Raw genomic sequence first — 18,903 nt, forward strand, 5'->3', positions numbered from 1 at the left:
GTTTCACTGGCTTATTTTGTGGCCCTGCTGCTTCAGTGGTTAGAAGAGCTCAGTGCGTCAGAAGAGTTCAGTGGTTAGAAGAACAGTTCAGTGGATGAACATCCAACTTCAGTGAAGGGAGCAAGGCCGTGGGAAAGACACTGGCCGAGAAAGTCTGGGACGCACACGTAGTGCGCAAGGGTGAAGGCGAAGGAGCCAATGCCCAGCCCGACCTTCTTTTCATTGACTTGCACTTGGTCCACGAAGTGACCTCCCCGCAGGCTTTCGAGGGGCTCCGCCTGGCTGGCCGCAAGCTCCGCCGCACCGACCTCACCATTGCCACGGAGGACCACAACACTCCCACGCTGGACATCGACAAGCCCATTGCGGACCTCACCAGCCGCACCCAGATTGAAACCCTGCGCGCCAACTGCAAGGAGTTCGGCGTCCGCCTGCACTCGCTCGGCGACAAGGAGCAGGGCATCGTGCACGTCGTGGGTCCGCAGTTGGGTCTCACCCAGCCGGGCATGACGGTGGTGTGCGGCGACTCGCACACCTCTACTCACGGCGCCTTCGGTGCGCTGGCCATGGGTATCGGAACCTCTGAAGTCGAGCACGTCATGGCAACCCAGACACTGTCTTTGAAGCCATTCAAGACGATGGCCATCAACGTTGAGGGGACGCTCCGCCCTGGCGTTACGGCAAAGGACATCATCCTGGCCGTCATTGCCAAGATCGGTACCGGTGGGGGACAGGGCTACGTCCTGGAATACCGTGGATCCGCCATCCGGGCGCTATCGATGGATGCCCGCATGACCATCTGCAACATGTCCATCGAAGCCGGCGCTCGTGCAGGCATGGTGGCTCCGGACCAGATCACCTACGACTACATGCAGGGACGTCCGCATGCGCCCGAGGGTGCTGACTGGGACGCCGCCGTCGAGTACTGGAACACGCTGCACACTGACGCCGACGCGACGTTCGACGTCGAAGTGGACCTCGATGCGAACACCCTGGAGCCGTTCGTCACCTGGGGCACCAACCCCGGCCAGGGCGTTTCGCTCTCAGCCAAGGTTCCGTCCCCCGAGGACTTTGGCGACGAAAATGCCAAGGCTGCCGCCGAGCGCGCCCTCCAGTACATGGGTTTGGCAGCCGGCACCCCCATGAAAGACATCCGCGTGGATACGGTGTTCCTGGGCTCCTGCACCAACTCCCGTATTGAGGACCTGCGTGCTGCCGCTGACATCATCCGTGGCCGCGAGAAGGACCCGGATATTCGCATGCTCGTAGTTCCGGGCTCTGCCCGTGTCCGCCTCGAAGCCGAAGCCGAGGGCCTGGATAAAGTCTTCAAGGATTTCGGTGCCGAATGGCGTTTCGCCGGTTGCTCGATGTGCCTGGGCATGAACCCGGACCAACTGGAACCGGGAGAGCGCTGCGCATCGACGTCCAACCGCAACTTTGAGGGCCGCCAAGGCAAGGGTGGCCGTACGCACCTTGTCTCACCCGTGGTGGCTGCCGCGACAGCTGTTCGCGGAACGTTGAGCTCGCCGTCGGACCTTGAGCCGGCTTCTGCTGGCACATTGACCGGAATCGCAGTCTAGGAGGATCCCATGGAAGCATTCACCACCCACACCGGCATCGGTGTTCCGCTGCGCCAGAGCAACGTGGATACCGACCAGATCATCCCCGCGGTCTACCTCAAGCGCATCACGCGCACAGGTTTCGAAGACGCCCTTTTTGCGGCATGGCGCAAGGACGAATCGTTCATCCTCAACCAGGCACCGTTCAAGTCCGGCTCCGTGCTGGTGGCGGGCCCCGATTTTGGGACGGGTTCCTCCCGTGAGCACGCTGTCTGGGCGTTGAAGGACTACGGCTTCAAAGCTGTGTTGTCCTCGCGTTTCGCCGATATTTTCCGCGGTAACTCAGGTAAGCAGGGACTGCTGGCAGCCCAGGTGGCACAGGATGACATCGAGCTCATCTGGAAGGTCCTGGAAAACAGCCCTGGCACTGAGGTCAAGGTAGACCTGGTCTCCAAGACCGTGGAATGCGGCAATGTCGTGGCTCCGTTCGAGATCGACGACTATACCCGCTGGCGCCTCCTGGAAGGCCTGGATGACATCGGGCTGACCTTGCAGCACGAGGAAGACATCACCGCCTATGAGGCCACGCGGCCTTCCTTTAAACCGAAGACACTTCCGGCGAAAAGCTGACAAATTCGTCGGCGGCTGAATGCTGCGGAACCAGGACCGGTGGGCCCCTTAGGGTGGGCTCACCGGTCCTTTTTTAGGAGGATTGATGGGCACCGGATCTGCCCGGCACGCGGTGGCTCCATTTCGGTTAGGTAACCCGAGCTTCTATGCTTAGCTGGAGCCTTTGTAAGTATGGGGGGCGAGTAGTCGTGAGGAAACCGGTATAGATGAGTAGTGTTCTGACAATCCGCGGTGGCGTCCCGTTGACAGGGCGAGTGACCGTTCGCGGTGCCAAGAACCTTGTGCCCAAGGCCATGGTGGCGGCGTTGCTGGGCAGCGAACCATCAGTGCTTCGGAACGTGCCGGAAATCAAGGACGTGGAGGTTGTTACCAGCCTGCTGAAGCTCCACGGGGTGACGGTGGTCAAGGACCCCGCCACGGGCGATCTGACCTTGAATCCCAAAGACGCCAAAACGGCATCCAGTACGGCCATTGACGCGCATGCCGGGGATTCGCGCATTCCGATCCTGCTGTGCGGCCCCCTGATCCACGCGATCGGAGAGGCCTTCATTCCGGACCTTGGTGGCTGCAAAATTGGCGATCGACCTATCGACTACCACCTGAACGTCCTGCGCCAGTTTGGGGCGGTTGTGGAAAAACGACCCGGCGGCATCCACATCTCCGCGCCCAACGGCCTGCATGGCGCTAAGATCTCCCTCCCGTATCCGTCCGTCGGCGCCACCGAGCAAGTATTGCTGAGTGCTACGCGTGCGGAAGGAATCACGGAACTCAGCGGCGCGGCAACGGAACCGGAGATCATAGACCTCATCGCAGTGCTGCAGAAGATGGGCGCCATCATCAGCGTCCAGACTGACCGCACCATCCGCATCGAGGGTGTCAAGGACCTGGGTGGCTACAACCACCGGGCGCTTCCGGACCGGAACGAGACGGCGTCCTGGGCTTCGGCCGCGTTGGTCACGCGTGGCGACATCTTTGTTGAAGGTGCTTCGCAGCGGGACATGATGACTTTCCTGAACACCTACCGCAAGGTGGGGGGCGGCATGGATATTGGAGACGACGGCATCCGTTTCTACCACCCCGGAGGCAAGCTTTCCCCGCTGGTCCTGGAGACGGATGTTCACCCCGGCTTCATGACTGACTGGCAGCAGCCCCTGGTGGTCGCTTTGACCCAGGCGGAGGGCGTGTCGATTGTGCATGAGACGGTCTATGAGAACCGTTTCGGGTTCACCGATGCCCTGGCCCGGATGGGTGCAAACATCCAGGTCCACCGTGAGTGCCTTGGCAGCGTCCCCTGCCGCTTCGGCCAGCGGAACTTCCTACATTCTGCCGTGATCTCCGGTCCCACGCCGCTGCGGGGGACCGAGATTGACATCCCCGATCTTCGTGGCGGCTTCAGCCACCTCATTGCAGCTTTGGCCGCGACCGGCACCTCCAGGGTCACGGGCATCGATATCATCAACCGCGGATATGAGCGCTTTACGGAGAAGCTCGCTGGCCTGGGCGCCGATTTCGACATCATCACCACCAAGTAGCGGGGGACCCTTTGAAGGAATCGGCGAAGAGCCGGGCTACGTTCATGCTCCTGGCGGGCATGGCGCGTCCGTTGATGAACCTCCTGATGGGCAAGAAGTGGGAGGGCACTGGGAAGCTCCCCGCGGGTGGATTCATCGCAGCACCGAACCACTGCACTGAAATTGATCCCGTCGTGATCGGGCACATGCTCTACAACCTGAAGCGTCCTCCGCACTTCCTCGCGAAGGCAGGCCTCTTCAAAGCACCTGTGTTGGGAGCCTTGCTGCGGGCGACGAACCAGATTCCGGTTGAACGCTCGACGGCGGGAGCGAACCGCTCGCTGCAAATCGCCAAAGAGGTGGTGGACGCCGGAGGCGCCATCATTATCTACCCCGAGGGAACCCTGACCCGGGATCCGGACCTGTGGCCGATGAAGGGGCACACCGGCGCTGCCCGCTTGGCATTGCAGACAGGTGCACCGGTTGTTCCGATGGCCCACTGGGGTGCCCATGAGGTTTTTCCCAGGTACGCCAAGCGTTTCCATGTCTTTCCTCGAAAGACCGTCAGGGTTCTGGTAGGTGAGCCCGTGGATCTGAGCGCTTTCGCGGACCGGCCCATGGACCGGGCCACGCTGTCCGAAGCTACAGACGTCATCATGGAGGCGGTCACCGAGCTGCTGGCAACCCTCCGCGGTGAGCAGCCGCCCGCCGAACGCTGGGATCCGGCCGTTCATAAGCAGGCCAAACATGGCCGGTTCGTGGAGCGCGGTTCAAACGCTGCACGGGGTGCCGCGCCTGAAAAGGCTGCAGAACCCGCTGACAAGGAAGCATCTCTTGAGGATCCGGAATCGGAGGGCGGCAAATGACGGTTATTGAAAGCCCTCTCCCCGCTCCGGACACCGTAGCTGTACTTGGCGCAGGTTCTTGGGGAACTACGTTCGCCAAGATCCTTGCCGATGCCGCTGCCACTGCCGGGGTGGAGCGGAGGATTCGGATTTGGGGGCGCCGCGCCCGAGTCGTGGATCAGATCAACGCGGATCACCGCAATGAGCAGTACTTGAAGGACATCGAACTTCCCCACGCAGTCACCGCCTCGACGGATGTTGCTGAGGTTCTGCAGGATGCCGGCCTCGTGGTTCTGGCCGTGCCGGCCCAATCGCTGCGGCCCCAGTTGGGAGAGTGGAAGCGCCTGCTCGCACCGGACGCAATTGTCGTGTCGCTGATGAAGGGCCTGGAACTGGGGACTGACGCACGCATGAGCGAGGTGATCGCCCAGGAGCTTGGCATCCCGGAATCACGTGTGGTGGTGGTCTCCGGACCCAACCTCGCCATGGAGATTGCCAGGGAACAACCCACTGCGTCTGTGGTTGCTTGCAGTGACGCCGATACCGCCGCCGCAATCGCACTCTGCTGCACCGCACCGTACTTCCGTCCTTACACCAGCACCGATGTTGTGGGCGTAGAGATCGGCGGGATCGTCAAGAATGTGATTGCCCTGGCTGTGGGCATTTGTGAGGGACGCCAGATGGGTGACAACACCAAAGCGTCAGTCATCACGCGGGGCCTCGCCGAGACCTCCCGCCTTGCCCTTGCCCTGGGAGGCGAGGCTCACACCATGGCCGGTCTGGCGGGGCTCGGCGACCTCGTTGCGACATGCTCCTCTGCCCTCTCACGAAACCACACAGCTGGAAGGCTGTTGGGCGAGGGGCTGAGCCTGGAGCAGGTGGCCGAACAGATGACGCAAACCGCAGAAGGCATTAAATCCGGCCCTGCCGTGCATGAATTGGCGGGCAAACTGAACGTCGAAATGCCCATTACGGCCGCCGTTGTGGCGGTGCTTGAAGGCAAAATGTCCGTTGATGACCTGGGGCCGCGATTGCTGGCCCGGGCCCTGAAGTCCGAAGGCGACTACTGATTGTGACTGAAGAATCCACCCCCGTAACCGGCCGTCGACCCCGCGTGGCGGTCCTGTTCGGCGGACGTTCCAGCGAGCACGCTGTTAGTTGCGTGACGGCGGCAGGCGTCATGGGTGCCATTGATAAGAGCAAATACGACGTCGTGCCCATTGGTATTGCCAAGTCCGGACAGTGGGTCCTTGCATCGGGGGACACCAGCCAGTGGTCCTTGAGCTCGTCGGCACTTCCTGAAGTATCGCCGTCGGACCGGACTGTCACCTTGGCAGAGGTGGGCGGCGAGCATCAGCTCATCGTGACCGCGCCGAATGCCATTCCCGAGGAACTCGGTTCCGTGGACGTCGTCTTTCCTTTGCTCCATGGCCCTTGGGGCGAGGATGGAACGGTCCAGGGCCTCCTGGAGCTATCCGACACACGCTATGTTGGTGCCGGAGTGCTCGCCTCGGCAGTGGGCATGGACAAGCACTTCATGAAGGTAGTTTTTGAAGCCGCTGGACTGACAGTGGGGCCCTACATCGCCGTCACGGACCGCGAATGGCTCACGGATGCCGAGGCTGTCCGCAAGCGGGTGGACAAGCTCGGTTTCCCGGTCTTCGTCAAGCCTGCCCGCGCTGGCTCTTCCATGGGAATCTCCAAAGTGGATTCCTTGGAGGGCCTGGATACGGCCATCGAGGAAGCCCGCCGCCACGATTTGAAGTTGGTCATCGAAGCCGGCATCGTCGGGCGCGAAATCGAGTGCGCTGTCCTGCAAGGCCGGGGCACAGACGCGCCCCGTACGTCCATGCCCGGCGAAATCGCGGTGGCTATCGGCGAACACCAGTTCTACGACTTTGCTGCCAAATATGTCGACGACGGTGCTGCTGCGCTGAGTTGCCCCGCTGATATGCCGGATGAGGCCATTGCCCGCGTCCGGGAATTGGCCGCTGCCGCCTTCGACGCCGTGGGCGCGGAGGGCCTGAGCCGTGTGGACTTCTTCTACACGCCCGCGGGGGAGCTGATCATTAACGAAATCAACACCATGCCAGGCTTCACCCCCAAGAGCATGTATCCGCAGATGTGGGCGGCTTCCGGCTTGGCGTATTCCGAGCTGATCGACGAACTCATTCACTTGGCCCTGACCCGCAAAACGGGCCTGCGGTAACCCCAACAAGTAGCGGCAGAGTACCCGCTACTTGGTGGTCGGCAGGTTCTGCAGGTCTTCCTGGCCTACGCAGTGGCGCGTGGCTTTGATCTTGCCAGCGGCGGCCGCAAGTTCGGTGAGGACTGTGGCGGAGCTGATGTTGGCGGCTTCCAATTTGACCGGATCCACGAGGATTTCCGTCGCCGGCTCGCGTCCAAAAGTAGTCAGGGTGTAGACGCCATCGTCTTCTTTGATCACCCAGTCGATGTCATTCACGCTGACGCAGCGGTCAGTGGTTGGCCCAGGGACGTTGACACCGCAACGCAGGATGATCTGGGAGGGATCGCCCCACGCAGCAGTGGCCTGGCTGTTGGTCTTGCGGAGTGCGGCATCTCCGATCTTGTCCGGGAGCGCCACCATCATGGGGGCGCAGGCCGGATTGGCGGCGTCGGTTGCCGGCGTGACGTCCACAATGGGGGCGCAGGCTGATACTGCGAGGACGGACGCTGCGGCCAAGCTGAAGGCCACGGCTGTCCGCGGGAGGGTCTTTCGGTGCATCAGTCCAGCCTATCCCGCCCACGCTGCCGCCTGGCGTGCGGTTGGTGCACCAGTTGCGAGGGTCACATTGCCGGTGGTCCGTGCTGTACAGGCTGCGTCACTGTTTTGTCGGTGTGCCGCGATAGCGTAGAGCCGTGCCCCCAAAACAGCCATCCGACGTAAAACATCCATACGAAGAATGTCCAACAGTCGCGGATCTCTCGGAGTCCGAGCTCCTTGCCCGGATCTTCCCTCGCCTGAACAGCAGCCCCAGCGTCCTGCTGGGTCCTGGCGACGACGCCGCCCTGGTTGCCGTCCCGGACGGCCGCGCACTGATTTCGATCGATACCCAGACCCAGGACCAGGACTTCCGGCTGGAGTGGAACAACGGCTATCGAACCACAGGATACGACGTCGGATGGAAGTCTGCGGCGCAGAACCTTAGCGATATCAACGCCATGGGCGGAACGGCAACCTCGCTGGTGGTGAGCCTGACCATGCCGCCCGCTACATCAGTGGAGTGGGTTGAGGACTTTGCGGATGGCCTCACCGCTGGAATTATCGGGCTGGGGGTTCCTGATTGCTCCGTCGCCGGGGGAGACCTGGGCCGTGGCCGGGAGATCGCGGTGACTGTCGCCGTCGTCGGTACTTTGGCTGGACGGGCGCCCGTATTGCGTTCAGGGGCGAAACCGGGAGACGTTGTGGCAGTGGCAGGCACTCTCGGGCGTGCTGCCGCCGGTCTGGCGCTGTTGGAAAGCGATGTCACCTTAACCGACCTCTCAGCTGAACAGCGTGCCCTGTTGGATAGCCAATGCCGGCCCTTGCCGCCGTTGGCCGCCGGGCCGCTTGCCGCACGTTCGGGCGTAACAGCAATGATGGACATTTCGGATGGGTTGCTGCGCGACGGCGGAAGGCTCGCTGCTGCCAGCGACGTCATCCTGGACTTTGACGTCCTTGCTTTGAAGACGCACGCACTTCCGCTGGAACCAGCTGCCGCCTTGCTGGGCGTTGATTCCATGCCGTGGGTTCTGGGCGGGGGAGAAGACCATGGACTGCTGGCTACGTTCCCAGCGGGAATTCAGCTGCCGCAGGGCTTCACTGCGATAGGCTCAGTTCAAGCCGTTGTCCAGTCTCAAGGCAGCGGCGTCCGGATTGCCGGGCAAGCTGCTGACACCGTGGGATGGGATCATTTTGCAGACTAAGATCGCCGCGAATGCGCACGCCATGAAACGTTGGCTCGGCAAGACAGAGGTGGTCCTTGGCAACCATAGCGACCGCCTGAACGCGATCAACATCTTCCCCGTCGCCGACGGCGATACTGGAACCAACCTTTACCTCACCGCGCGCGCGGCTGTGTCCGCGTTGGCCGGCACCGCTCCTGACGCCATCGAGGCCGGTAACGACGTCGGTGCTGTGCTGTCACGCGCTGGTCAGGCCGCCATGGAACAGGCAAGGGGCAACTCCGGCACCCTTTTTGCTGTCTTCCTGTGCGCTGCGGCGGAGCCGCTGGCCGGAAAAGCGCGCCTGAGTGCCCCGCTGCTGGCCACGGCCCTTAATAGGGCCCAGATCCGGGCATGGTCGGCCTTGAGCGAACCGGTCTCCGGAACCATGCTGTCCGTCCTTGAAGCAGCAGCCCATGCAGCCCAAGCGGCGGATTCTGCGCAGAACGGTGATGACAGCAACCACGCACTGGGCCTCGCCTTGGATGCTGTGGTGGAAGCTGCCTTTCAAGCCGTCGTACGCACAGAGGATGAACTCGCACCCCTGCAGGCGGCGCATGTGGTGGACGCCGGCGGTGTAGGTATGTTGCTGGTGCTGGACTGTCTCCGTTCCGCAGTGCTCGGCGAAGAACTGCAGGATGAGCTCCTTGATGGCCTCCACGGCTACCAGTTGCAGGATCCGCACATCCACCAGCAGATGCCGGCCGACGACGGCGTGGAAGTCATGTGTACCATCAGCCTTTCGCCATTGGACGCGGCCGTGCTGCGCCAACGCCTGGACGAGATGGGTGATTCCGTCATCATGAGCCAGGTTGGCAATACAGGCCACCATCCCGACGACGACGACGAATCCACTGCTGAAGCCAGTTATCGTTGGCGGGTTCATGTCCACGTACCTGATCCCGCGCCGGCAGTGGCGCTCATCCGGTCTCTGGGGGAGCCAACGGACATTGCCGTCAGTCAGCTTGCCCTACCTCGTGACTCTGAAGACGGGTCCCGGGATTCTGAAGACGGGCACCGCGATTCTGAAGACGGGCACCGGCATCAGGAAGCAACACAAACTGCAGAACCCAGCAGCATCCCGGGCCAGTCACGGCATGAATACTGAGCTGGAACTGCCTCTGGAACGCAGGATCGGCAAGCGTTCGGCATCCGTCATTGACAAGCACCTTGGCCTCAAGACAACCGGCGCCCTTCTGAACTACTTTCCGCGCAGGTATTTGAGCCGGGGCGAACTTACTCCCATCAGCAACCTTCCCCTGGACGAGGAAGTCACGTTGATTGCGCGGGTTCTGTCCAACAGCACCCGTCAAATGCGTGCCCGGCGGGGTTCCATCACTGACGTCGTGGTGACCGATGAAGCCGGTGGAAGCCACGTTCCTGGCACTTTGAAAGTCAGTTTCTTCAATGGATTCCGGGCCAAGGCGGAGCTCCTTCCGGGACGCCGTGCAATGTTTTCCGGGAAGGTGACCCGATACGGGGGCGCCTTGGGGCTGACTAATCCGGACTTCCTGTTGCTGGATGAGGATCCGGATGCTGACGGCTCCATGGACCCGGAAAAGCTGGCAGCCATGCCTATCCCTGTCTATCCCGCAACGGCAAAGCTGACAAGCTGGTCCATCCACAAAGTGATTACGGCGTTGCTGCAAACTTTGGACCTCGACGCCCTGGCGGACCCGCTCCCGGAGTCAATCGTCAGCAGGGACGGACTGCTCAGCGTGGCTGATGCTTATCGCCTGATCCACTCGCCTGAGACTGCCAAGGACTGGCAGCGGGCGCAGGAACGGTTCCGCTACCAGGAGGCGCTGGTGCTGCAGGCGGCATTGGCGAGACGCCGTGCCCAGCTTGCTGCAGAGGAGGCCACTGCCCGACGTCCGGTCAGCGGCGGCCTGCTGGAAGAGTTTGACCGGAACCTGCCTTTCACGCTCACTGCTGGCCAGACAGCGGTGGGAAAGACGCTTTCCGAAGAACTTGGCCAGGACACCCCCATGAATCGGCTCCTGCAGGGTGAGGTCGGCTCGGGAAAGACTATTGTCGCGCTGCGAGCGATGCTGCAGGTGGTTGATGCAGGAGGACAGGCGGCACTCCTGGCGCCCACTGAGGTTTTGGCCGCACAGCATTTCGATTCCATCCGCAGGACCCTGGGTCCACTGGCCCGCGATCATATGTTCGGTGGTGCCGGCATGCTTGGTGCCGATGCCGGCAAGGCTGGCGTCCAGGTGACCCTGCTGACCGGGTCCATGCCTACGGCGGCGCGAAAGCAGGCCATGCTCGACGCCGCTTCAGGGAACGCCGGCATCGTGATCGGCACCCACGCTCTGTTGAGCGACAAAACCAGTTTCCAGGATCTCGGCTTGATCGTGGTGGACGAGCAGCATCGCTTCGGCGTGGAGCAACGTGACGCCCTGCGCGCCAAGGCCCAACGTCCGCCGCATCTGCTGGTTATGACCGCTACGCCGATTCCCCGCACAGTGGCGATGACCGTGTTCGGCGATCTTGAGACCTCCATCCTCGATGAACTCCCCGCTGGGCGGGCACCCATTTCCACTCATGTTGTGGGGCTTGCGGAGAACCCCGGCTGGGCGGATCGAATCTGGAAACGATCGCGGGAAGAAGTCGACGCCGGTCATCAGGTCTACGTTGTATGTCCCAAAATCGGGTCCGATGACGACGGCGACTTCAGCCCAGGAGAGTCGGAACCAAGTGATGCCGAACTCTCGGACGAAGGTCCGGCCCGCGAGCTCGCTTCGGTGACGGCCGTCGTCGAAAGCCTGATGCAGGAGCCGTCCATGGCCGGGGTGCCCGTGGCGCCCCTCCACGGCCGTCAGGAGCCGCTGCTTAAAACCGAAACCATGGCATCGTTCGCGGCAAACCAGACCAAGGTGCTGGTCTCCACCACGGTCATCGAGGTGGGTGTCGATGTTCATAATGCCACCCTGATGGTCATCCTGGACGCCGATCGTTTTGGTATTTCCCAACTCCACCAGCTTCGCGGCCGGGTTGGCCGTGGCGGCCTGCCAGGGACTTGCCTGCTGGTCACTACTTTGGAGCCGGGGCACCCGAGCCGTCGAAGACTGGACGCTGTTGCGTCCACCACCGACGGGTTCGAGCTCTCCCAGGAAGACCTGAAACTCCGCCGTGAGGGCGATATCCTCGGCGCCTCACAATCAGGTGGGCGGTCCACGCTTAAGCTGCTGCGTGTCCTGGAGCATGAAGATCTGATTGCCCGTGCGCGTGCAGACGCACAGGACATGGTGGCCCAGGACCCGGCATTGGGACACCAACCGGTCCTGGCCGCGGCCATTGAAGAATACTTGAACCCTGAAAAGGAGGCGTTCCTTGAACGCGGTTAGAGAATCCCCAGATGGTATCGGCGACCAGTCGGGCATCGGCAGCGGAGAGGCCCTGTGAGCCGGATTATTGCCGGGGTTGCTGGCGGCAATCCGCTCACGAGCGTGCCCGGGACCGCAACGCGGCCCACGACGGACCGTGTTAAGGAAGCGCTGTTTTCCCGGCTGGAGTCCTTGGCTGTCATCGACGATTCCCGGGTGCTGGATCTCTATGCGGGCTCCGGAGCCCTGGGTGTGGAGAGCGCCAGCCGGGGTGCCCGCAGCGTGGATCTGGTGGAATTCGATGCCAAGGCCAGCGACTCTTGCCAGCGCAACGCGGACTTGGTCAACCAAATCCTGGGCGGCAAGAAAGTGTCAGTCCATCGATCCAAGGTGGAGTCTTTCCTGGAGCGCGCCACAGGGCGCGATGTGTGGGACCTGGTGTTCCTGGATCCGCCATATCCGCTGGACGAACCAGCATTGAGTGCCGTGCTGGCCAAATTGTCGCCCCATCTGGATGAAGGCGCAGTTGTGGTGGTGGAGAGGTCCTCCAGGAGTCCCGAACCGGCCTGGCCTGAAGCGCTTGAATGTTTCGCTGACAAGAAGTACGGCGAGACCAAGCTATGGTTCGCTGAACCGTCCTAGTCCGAAATTCTGTCCAGGTCCACGCCGTGGAGAACTGTTGCCGGGTGCGGGCCTCGCGCGAGTAATGCGCTGCTCCACGCTGCCGGCCATGGCGTTCGGGTGCCCACCAGGATGATGTTGCCGGGGTAGCGCCCGGCGAACATTCCCGTCTCGGCAAATGCGACAACGTCAGCCATGGCCTGCCGAAGTGCTGCTACCTGGCTACGCACCAGCGTTAGCGCCGATTCATCGCCTACGTTCACAATCAGTACGCCGTTGGGCAGGAGGCGGGCTGCAGCCTCTTCATAAAACTCCCTGCACGCGATGTGGGCTGGTGCTTCTGGCCCGGAGAAGATATCAAGGATGACGACGTCGAACCTCAGGTTCGCGGGAAGTTCGGCCAGTGCCTCGCGTGCGTCCCCTATGTGCGTGTGCAGCCGCGTGCCCTCCGGCACGGGGAGCTTTTGCAGGACGAAGTCCAGCAGTTCGCGTTCGAGTTCCACGGCATACTGGTCCGAACCTGGCCGCGTGGCCTGGATGTAACGGGCCAAGGTCAGGGCGCCGGCGCCGAGATGGAGCACGGAGAGTGGCTCACCCGGCTCTGCAGCCAGATCCACCACATGACCGATCCTGCGAAGATATTCGTAGAAGATCTCCCTGGGGTTGGCCAGATTCACATGGGATTGTTCAGCGCCACCGATGCTGAGGATATAGCTGCCTTCAATGAGCGTATCGGCATCAACAGTTGCGTGCTGCCCTGTGGTCCGCAGGAAACGCGTGGCGTGATGGCTGCCGGAGTCCTTGCGGCCGGCGTCGTTGCGGTTCAGAGCAGGTCCTTGAGCGTGGCCAGTCGTTCGGCCGCTTCTTCGAGGACACTGGTTTTTTTGCAGAAGGCGAAACGCAACAGGCTGCGGGTCCGTTCTGCTCCTTCCGGATGGCAAAAAACGGGCACCGGGATCGCGGCGACACCTACCAGGCCGGGTAACCGGCGGGCCAGGTCCACGGAGTCCCTGATGCCCAGGGGTTCTGTGTCGACGTTAACGAAGTACGTACCGTTCGGCGTGAAGACGTCGAATCCTGCAGCGCGAAGGCCCTCGGAGAGGATGTCACGTTTGCGTCGCAGTGTCTGGGCTATATGCGCGTAAAAGGTGTCAGGAAGCGCAAGGCCCACGGCGATGGCACTCTGGAACGGCGTGCCCGAGCTGTATGTCAGGAATTGTTTGACGGTGCGGACCGCTGCAACCAGGTCCTCGGGTCCGCTGAGCCAGCCAATCTTCCACCCTGTGAAGGAAAAGGTCTTTCCTGCAGAAGAAATTGTGAGGGTCCGTTCGGCAGCACCAGGAAGGGAAGAGACAGGAATATGCGTTACGCCGAAGGTGAGGTGCTCGTAGACTTCGTCGCTGACAATGATGGCGCCGTACTTTGTGGCCAGCTCAACCACCTTTGCCAGGACCTCCTGGGGGAAAACGGCGCCGGTGGGATTGTGCGGGTTGTTCAGGAGCACCACCTTGGTGCGTCTGCTGAAGGCCTCTTCCAGTCTGGAGAGGTCCGGAAGGAAGTCCGGAGCGAGCAGGGGAGCGGTGACATGTTGCGCTCCCGTCAATCCGATGATGGCTCCGTAGGAGTCGTAGAACGGTTCGAAGGTGAGGACTTCGTCGCCGGGCTGGATGAAGGCCAGAAGTGACGCAGCTATGGCTTCCGTGGCGCCCGTCGTAATGATGATTTCCGTCTGCGGATCCGGAGCGAGCCCATAAAAGCGGTGTTGGTGTTCCGCGACGGCTTCCCGCAACTCCGTAATGCCCTTGCCGGGCGCGTATTGGTTCGCTCCTGCGGCGATGGCTGCCTGCGCTGCGGCTTTGATCTCCGCGGGGCCGTCCTCGTCGGGGAAGCGCTGTCCGAGGTTGATGGCGCCGGAGGAGATTGCCAAGGTGGTCATCTCCTCGAAGATGGTCACTCCGAGGTTTCCGTCAGGTGAAAGCAGGTTCGCGCCAGTGGCGGCCCGCTGCCATGGTGCGGAGGCATGGGCCGTTGTGTTGAGCGGTAAAGTGCTGCCTGCTGGTGACATGTCAGCCATGGTATCCCGGTGAAGCTATGGGGTAGGTTCGTGTCATGAGACGTGCGGTATGCCCTGGATCCTTTGACCCTATCCACAACGGACATCTCGAAGTCATCGCGAGGGCAGCGGGGCTGTTTGACGAAGTCATCGTGGCCGTGTCCACCAATTACGCCAAGAAGTACCGCTTCAGCCTCGAAGACCGGATGGAGATGGCCCGGGAGACGCTGGCGTCCCTGCGAGGCATCATCGTTGAGCCAATGGGGGAGGGACTGTTGGCCGAGTACTGCCGGCATCGGGGTGTTTCGGCCATCGTCAAGGGCCTCCGCTCGTCCTCGGACTTTGACTACGAATTGCCGATGGCCACCATGAATCGTCAGCTTACCGGCGTCGAAACTGTCTTCCTGCCGGCAGAAGCACACTACGTGCACCTTTCCTCCACCTTAATCAAAGAGGTCAGTGTATTGGGTGGCGACATTTCCGATTTCGTACCGAAATCTGTGTTGAAGCGCCTCCTCGCTGGCGAGTCTGGAACGTAAGCCTCCCGGAAGGGGGTAGTCTTGATAGGTACCTCGCAGCTTCTTGCGGTGGATCCCAGCTGAAACCATGGCGCTCTTCGCGCGCCCGGCGCCGGTTTGAGTCCTCAGGCTTGATCAGGCTAAGATGGTACGTCGGTCATATGTTCTACAGGAGTTCTCATTAAGCGAGATGCAAGTTCGCCCTTGGCGCTGGTAGTCAAGGACCTTGGACGCAGTCCAGGGACCATGCGGACACTCAACGAACATGTACCTGCGCCAAGTGACCTTGGTGTGGCGCTCATTGGCGTGAAGGAAGGCTCGGATGTCGAGCTGGATCTTCGCCTTGAGGCCGTACACGAAGGAATTCTGGTATCAGGATCCGTAATCGTCGAAGTAACCGGCGAATGCGGTCGATGCCTGGATCCCCTTGCGTATGACCTTGAAGTCAATGTGCAAGAACTTTTCTTCTATGAAGGCGTTGAGCTTTCGGACGAAGAAGACGATGAAGAGCAACGTCGAGTCGAGCACGATCTGATCGATCTTGAGCCGGTGTTGCGGGACGCAGTTGTCACTATGCTGCCGTTCCAGCCGGTGTGCCGGGAAGACTGCCAGGGCCTTTGTTCCGAATGTGGAGCACGCCTGGAAGACGAGCCGGGGCACCACCACGAGGTCATTGACCCTCGCTGGGCTGCCCTAGCTGATCTGGCTAAGACTGACCGGCAAACTGATTAGTAAGTGTTGGACTAAGAGAGAAATGAGATAGCCGTGGCTGTTCCCAAGCGGAAAATGTCTCGCGCAAACACACGCGCCCGCCGTGCCCAGTGGAAGGCAACTGCCCCCAACTTGGTCAAGACCATCGAAAACGGTCAGGTTACTTACAGCCTGCCGCACCAGGCAAAGGTCGTCACTGACTCTGCCGGCACCGCGCTGTTCCTTGAATACAAGGGCCGCAAGGTAGCAGACGCCTAATCTGCCCAATAGGCTGACAAAGGATGTCTTCAACTGAAGAGCTTCTGAAGCGTCTCGGTGTCTCCATTGACACCGAGACGCTTCGTCTTGCTCTGACACATCGCTCATACGCATATGAGAACGGTGGGATTCCCACCAATGAACGTCTCGAGTTCCTTGGCGACTCCATTCTGGGGTTCTCTGTGACCGATTCGCTCTACCGCGAGAACCCCGCGCTGCCTGAAGGTGAGCTCGCAAAGCGGCGATCCGCCGTCGTGAGTACTCGTGCCCTCGCCGGCATTGGGCGCGAGCTTGGCGTGGGCGAGTTCATTTACCTCGGGCAGGGCGAGAAGCTTACGGACGGCAAGAACAAGGCCTCGATCCTCGCGGACACGATGGAAGCGCTCATTGGCGCGACATACCTCTCCAACGACATCGAGACGGCACGAAAGCTGGTGATGCGCCTTGTGGGCCCGCTCCTGAAGGATGCCGGCGCCCTTGGAGCCGGTACCGACTGGAAGACGAGCATCCAGGAGCTGACTGCCAGCCGCCAGCTCGGAGCAATCCACTATGCCGTGGAAGGCTCGGGACCGGACCATGCCCGTACGTTCGAGGCCGTCCTGAACATTGGCGGGACTCCTTATGGTCGCGGCGCTGGGCACTCGAAGAAGGAAGCCGAGCAAGAAGCTGCCGCTGATGCCTGGCGTGCCCTGACTGCCCTGGACCAAGCTCCTGCTGGACCTGCTTCCGCCTGAAGCGGAGTCCACAAATCCCATGCCTGAACTTCCCGAAGTAGAAGTCGTTCGCCGTGGCCTGGCCCGCTGGGTCCGTGGCCGCACCATTACTGGGGTTGACGTCCTTGACCCCCGTTCGATCCGCAGGCATGGCCTTGGCACAGAGGACTTCATTGGGAATCTTGAGCACGCCACGGTGATGGACGTCGTCCGCCGGGGCAAGTTCCTCTGGATGCCGCTGGCCATGGACAACTCGGATTCCGTTGACAGCACGCTACCCAAGGTAGCGCTGATGGCTCATCTGGGCATGAGCGGACAACTGCTCATGCAAGACCCCCATGTCCCTGACGAGAAGCATCTCAAAGTCAGAATTTGCCTTGGCGCCGTGGAGGGCATGCCTGAGCAACTGCGATTTGTGGACCAGCGCATTTTCGGCGGCCTGTTCGTGACGTCCCTGGTGCCAACTCCCGACGGCGGCCCTGGAGGCTTGGGCGAAACGCCCCTGCCCGAGATCGCCGAGGAAGCCGCCCACATTGCCAGGGACCCGCTGGACCCCTGCTTTTCCTTCGACACGTTCTACCGCAAGGTCAAGAGCCGAAAAACAGGCCTGAAGCGGGCGTTGCTGGACCAGTCGGTGATTTCAGGGATCGGCAACATCTATGCGGACGAGGCCCTCTGGCGCGCCCGCCTCCATTACGCAAGGCCTACGGACACGTTGCGACGCGGTGATGCCGCCCGGCTTGTGCAGGCTGCCCAAGAGGTCATGGAGGCGGCATTGGCCGCTGGAGGCACGAGCTTTGACTCCTTATATGTCAACGTCAACGGCGATTCGGGGTACTTCGCTCGCTCGCTCAATGCCTACGGACGCGCCGGCGAGTTGTGCAGCCGCTGTGAAGCAGCAGGCCTGCACTCCATCATCAAACGTGAGCAATTCATGAACCGATCTTCCTACACGTGTCCCGTTTGTCAGCCACGGCCGAGAAACGGGCGTTGGTAAGGCCGAAACTGTTCCGGAATCCGGATCGCAATGGCAGACTGTCCCCATGAAAAGCTTGGCGGTTCGGATCGCCATCGCATTGGTTTTCAACGCCATCACGTTGTGGGTGGCGTCAGTTCTTCCCGGAGTCCGTTTGGGAGCCGGGTTTCTTTGGGCCGTCGTGGTGTTCACGGCGGCCACTCTTTTCGTCAAACCCTTGATTCTGGCCCTTTTCCACCGTCGCCACGAGCAGCGGGCGGACAGGCGCACGTGGATCCTCAGCAAGGCCCTGACGGTGGCTGCGGGACTCCTGGCCACCCTGGCAATTCTTCTGGTAACAAGCATCTTTTCCAACGGTTTCACCATCAACGGCATCTTCGGCTGGATCGGCGCTACCGTGGTGATCTGGTTGGCATCCTTCATTTACGATTTCGTCGATGACGGGCTTGAGGCGAAGGCCCACGAGTTCCTCGGCGGCGCGGCAAGTCCGGGCAAGCCATGATGGCGCGGCGCCTGGTGATCGCGGGCATCTGCCTCGCCGTCCTCATCGCCGCGGTAGCTCTCGTCCTGGACCAGATGGCCTCCAAACCCGGACCGGCAACTGCCCAGAGCTCGGCATCTCCGAGTCCTGGCGGGGATCCCTCGAACGGCAACTCTTCCGGCAACGCCAGTGCGCCTCCCTCCGGCAGCCCGACGTCGGGCAGTTCGGCAAGCAGCCCAACGGGCGGTGCGGGTGACGGTTCAGGTAACGGTTCAGGCGACGGCGGAACAGCAGCCAAGCCGCTGGAGGTCCTGCCGCCCGTGACAGCCACGCCCACCGGGCTCCCGGTGCCGTCTGCACCGGCCCCACTCATCACTGGTCCATTGCCGAAACCGGGCACAGCGAAGGGCTCGGTGGTAGAGGGCTGGCCCAGCAGCGTTGTGACCATGCCAGCCGGGACCACGGTGGGCTCCACCAGCATCTCCACTTCAGGCAATGTCCTGCAGCTGACGGCGGACGGGATCGTGGGCACGTCCCAGGAGGACGTTCTGGGAGCCTTCCGCCAGTCATTGGTCGGGCAAGGCTTCTGGTCCGAGGACGCGCCTGCGCCTGACGGAGCTGTCGCCGCGAGGTTCGTGCGTGGCACGGACACCGTGACGGTGTCAGTTTCGGTGACGGGAACGGGCGTTTCACGCTTCCAGCTTTTGGGCACCCTGCACACGACGGCGGACTAGGGGCGCGTATGTACAT

The 18,903-nt window shown here is 61.8% G+C and carries 20 protein-coding genes; 17 read left to right on the plus strand and 3 right to left on the minus strand.

The annotated features are described in order from the left end of the window. The first annotated feature begins 128 nt into the window (after window positions 1-128). From leuC to AB4Y87_RS08495, 6 genes are all read left to right on the plus strand, one after another. On the plus strand, window positions 129-1,580 hold the full coding sequence (gene leuC / locus AB4Y87_RS08470) for a 3-isopropylmalate dehydratase large subunit (RefSeq protein ID WP_442003929.1): 1,452 nt from the start codon (window positions 129-131) through the stop codon (window positions 1,578-1,580). Between the two features lie 9 nt (window positions 1,581-1,589). After that, window positions 1,590-2,189, plus strand: a complete 600-nt coding sequence (gene leuD / locus AB4Y87_RS08475; protein ID WP_431115552.1) for a 3-isopropylmalate dehydratase small subunit — start codon at window positions 1,590-1,592, stop codon at window positions 2,187-2,189. 206 nt (window positions 2,190-2,395) lie between these two features. Next, window positions 2,396-3,721 carry a UDP-N-acetylglucosamine 1-carboxyvinyltransferase gene (gene murA, locus AB4Y87_RS08480; protein ID WP_216923873.1) on the plus strand — a complete coding sequence of 442 codons (1,326 nt, stop codon included), beginning with the start codon at window positions 2,396-2,398 and terminating at the stop codon, window positions 3,719-3,721. 11 nt (window positions 3,722-3,732) lie between these two features. Next, window positions 3,733-4,566, plus strand: a complete 834-nt coding sequence (locus AB4Y87_RS08485) for a lysophospholipid acyltransferase family protein (RefSeq protein ID WP_442003930.1) — start codon at window positions 3,733-3,735, stop codon at window positions 4,564-4,566. Then, window positions 4,563-5,615 carry an NAD(P)H-dependent glycerol-3-phosphate dehydrogenase gene (locus tag AB4Y87_RS08490; RefSeq protein WP_442003931.1) on the plus strand — a complete coding sequence of 351 codons (1,053 nt, stop codon included), beginning with the start codon at window positions 4,563-4,565 and terminating at the stop codon, window positions 5,613-5,615. The genes AB4Y87_RS08485 and AB4Y87_RS08490 overlap by 4 nt, the downstream gene beginning before the upstream one ends. Continuing rightward, window positions 5,615-6,754: a D-alanine--D-alanine ligase family protein gene (locus AB4Y87_RS08495; RefSeq protein WP_442003991.1), complete on the plus strand. Its 1,140-nt coding sequence runs from the start codon at window positions 5,615-5,617 to the stop codon at window positions 6,752-6,754. Before AB4Y87_RS08490 ends, AB4Y87_RS08495 begins: the two co-directional genes overlap by 1 nt. A 27-nt stretch (window positions 6,755-6,781) precedes the next feature. Here the strand turns inward: AB4Y87_RS08495 and AB4Y87_RS08500 are convergent, their stop codons facing one another. Next, window positions 6,782-7,291 (minus strand): DUF3515 family protein, encoded by a 510-nt coding sequence (locus AB4Y87_RS08500; protein ID WP_442003932.1) that lies wholly within the window; start codon window positions 7,289-7,291, stop codon window positions 6,782-6,784. A 134-nt stretch (window positions 7,292-7,425) separates the two neighbouring features. Here AB4Y87_RS08500 and thiL point away from each other — a divergent pair, with 134 nt between their 5' ends. From thiL to rsmD, 4 genes are read left to right on the plus strand one after another with little or no spacing between them, the layout of a single operon-like run. After that, window positions 7,426-8,472: a thiamine-phosphate kinase gene (gene thiL, locus AB4Y87_RS08505; RefSeq protein WP_442003933.1), complete on the plus strand. Its 1,047-nt coding sequence runs from the start codon at window positions 7,426-7,428 to the stop codon at window positions 8,470-8,472. A gap of 22 nt (window positions 8,473-8,494) precedes the next feature. Then, window positions 8,495-9,598, plus strand: coding sequence for a DAK2 domain-containing protein (locus AB4Y87_RS08510; RefSeq protein ID WP_442003934.1), 1,104 nt, complete (start codon window positions 8,495-8,497; stop codon window positions 9,596-9,598). Next, window positions 9,588-11,843, plus strand: coding sequence for an ATP-dependent DNA helicase RecG (locus AB4Y87_RS08515; RefSeq protein ID WP_442003935.1), 2,256 nt, complete (start codon window positions 9,588-9,590; stop codon window positions 11,841-11,843). Before AB4Y87_RS08510 ends, AB4Y87_RS08515 begins: the two co-directional genes overlap by 11 nt. Window positions 11,844-11,897: 54 nt before the next feature. Beyond that, window positions 11,898-12,464, plus strand: a complete 567-nt coding sequence (gene rsmD, locus AB4Y87_RS08520) for a 16S rRNA (guanine(966)-N(2))-methyltransferase RsmD (RefSeq protein WP_442003936.1) — start codon at window positions 11,898-11,900, stop codon at window positions 12,462-12,464. On the opposite strand, the gene AB4Y87_RS08525 is transcribed toward rsmD, so the two are convergent. Beyond that, window positions 12,461-13,270, minus strand: coding sequence for a spermidine synthase (locus tag AB4Y87_RS08525; protein ID WP_442003992.1), 810 nt, complete (start codon window positions 13,268-13,270; stop codon window positions 12,461-12,463). The genes rsmD and AB4Y87_RS08525 overlap by 4 nt on opposite strands. Beyond that, window positions 13,267-14,517, minus strand: coding sequence for an aminotransferase class I/II-fold pyridoxal phosphate-dependent enzyme (locus tag AB4Y87_RS08530; RefSeq protein ID WP_442003937.1), 1,251 nt, complete (start codon window positions 14,515-14,517; stop codon window positions 13,267-13,269). The genes AB4Y87_RS08525 and AB4Y87_RS08530 overlap by 4 nt, the downstream gene beginning before the upstream one ends. A gap of 35 nt (window positions 14,518-14,552) precedes the next feature. Between AB4Y87_RS08530 and coaD the strand changes: the two genes are divergently transcribed. From coaD to AB4Y87_RS08565, 7 genes are all read left to right on the plus strand, one after another. Continuing rightward, window positions 14,553-15,035: a pantetheine-phosphate adenylyltransferase gene (gene coaD, locus AB4Y87_RS08535; protein ID WP_442003938.1), complete on the plus strand. Its 483-nt coding sequence runs from the start codon at window positions 14,553-14,555 to the stop codon at window positions 15,033-15,035. A gap of 183 nt (window positions 15,036-15,218) precedes the next feature. After that, window positions 15,219-15,746 carry a YceD family protein gene (locus AB4Y87_RS08540; RefSeq protein WP_224090813.1) on the plus strand — a complete coding sequence of 176 codons (528 nt, stop codon included), beginning with the start codon at window positions 15,219-15,221 and terminating at the stop codon, window positions 15,744-15,746. Window positions 15,747-15,779: 33 nt separating this feature from the next. Next, on the plus strand, window positions 15,780-15,983 hold the full coding sequence (rpmF, locus tag AB4Y87_RS08545) for a 50S ribosomal protein L32 (protein WP_011775139.1): 204 nt from the start codon (window positions 15,780-15,782) through the stop codon (window positions 15,981-15,983). A gap of 23 nt (window positions 15,984-16,006) precedes the next feature. Further along, a complete protein-coding gene (rnc, locus tag AB4Y87_RS08550) occupies window positions 16,007-16,717 on the plus strand; it encodes a ribonuclease III (protein WP_442003939.1) in 711 nt (236 codons plus the stop codon). 19 nt (window positions 16,718-16,736) lie between these two features. Further along, window positions 16,737-17,693, plus strand: coding sequence for a bifunctional DNA-formamidopyrimidine glycosylase/DNA-(apurinic or apyrimidinic site) lyase (gene mutM, locus AB4Y87_RS08555; RefSeq protein WP_442003940.1), 957 nt, complete (start codon window positions 16,737-16,739; stop codon window positions 17,691-17,693). Window positions 17,694-17,739: 46 nt separating this feature from the next. Further along, a complete protein-coding gene (locus tag AB4Y87_RS08560) occupies window positions 17,740-18,174 on the plus strand; it encodes a hypothetical protein (protein WP_442003941.1) in 435 nt (144 codons plus the stop codon). Further along, on the plus strand, window positions 18,171-18,887 hold the full coding sequence (locus AB4Y87_RS08565; protein ID WP_442003942.1) for a hypothetical protein: 717 nt from the start codon (window positions 18,171-18,173) through the stop codon (window positions 18,885-18,887). The genes AB4Y87_RS08560 and AB4Y87_RS08565 overlap by 4 nt, the downstream gene beginning before the upstream one ends. Window positions 18,888-18,903 lie beyond the last annotated feature (16 nt).

This window comes from Paenarthrobacter sp. RAF54_2, assembly GCF_052113945.1.
Classification (GTDB): Bacteria; Actinomycetota; Actinomycetes; order Actinomycetales; family Micrococcaceae; genus Arthrobacter.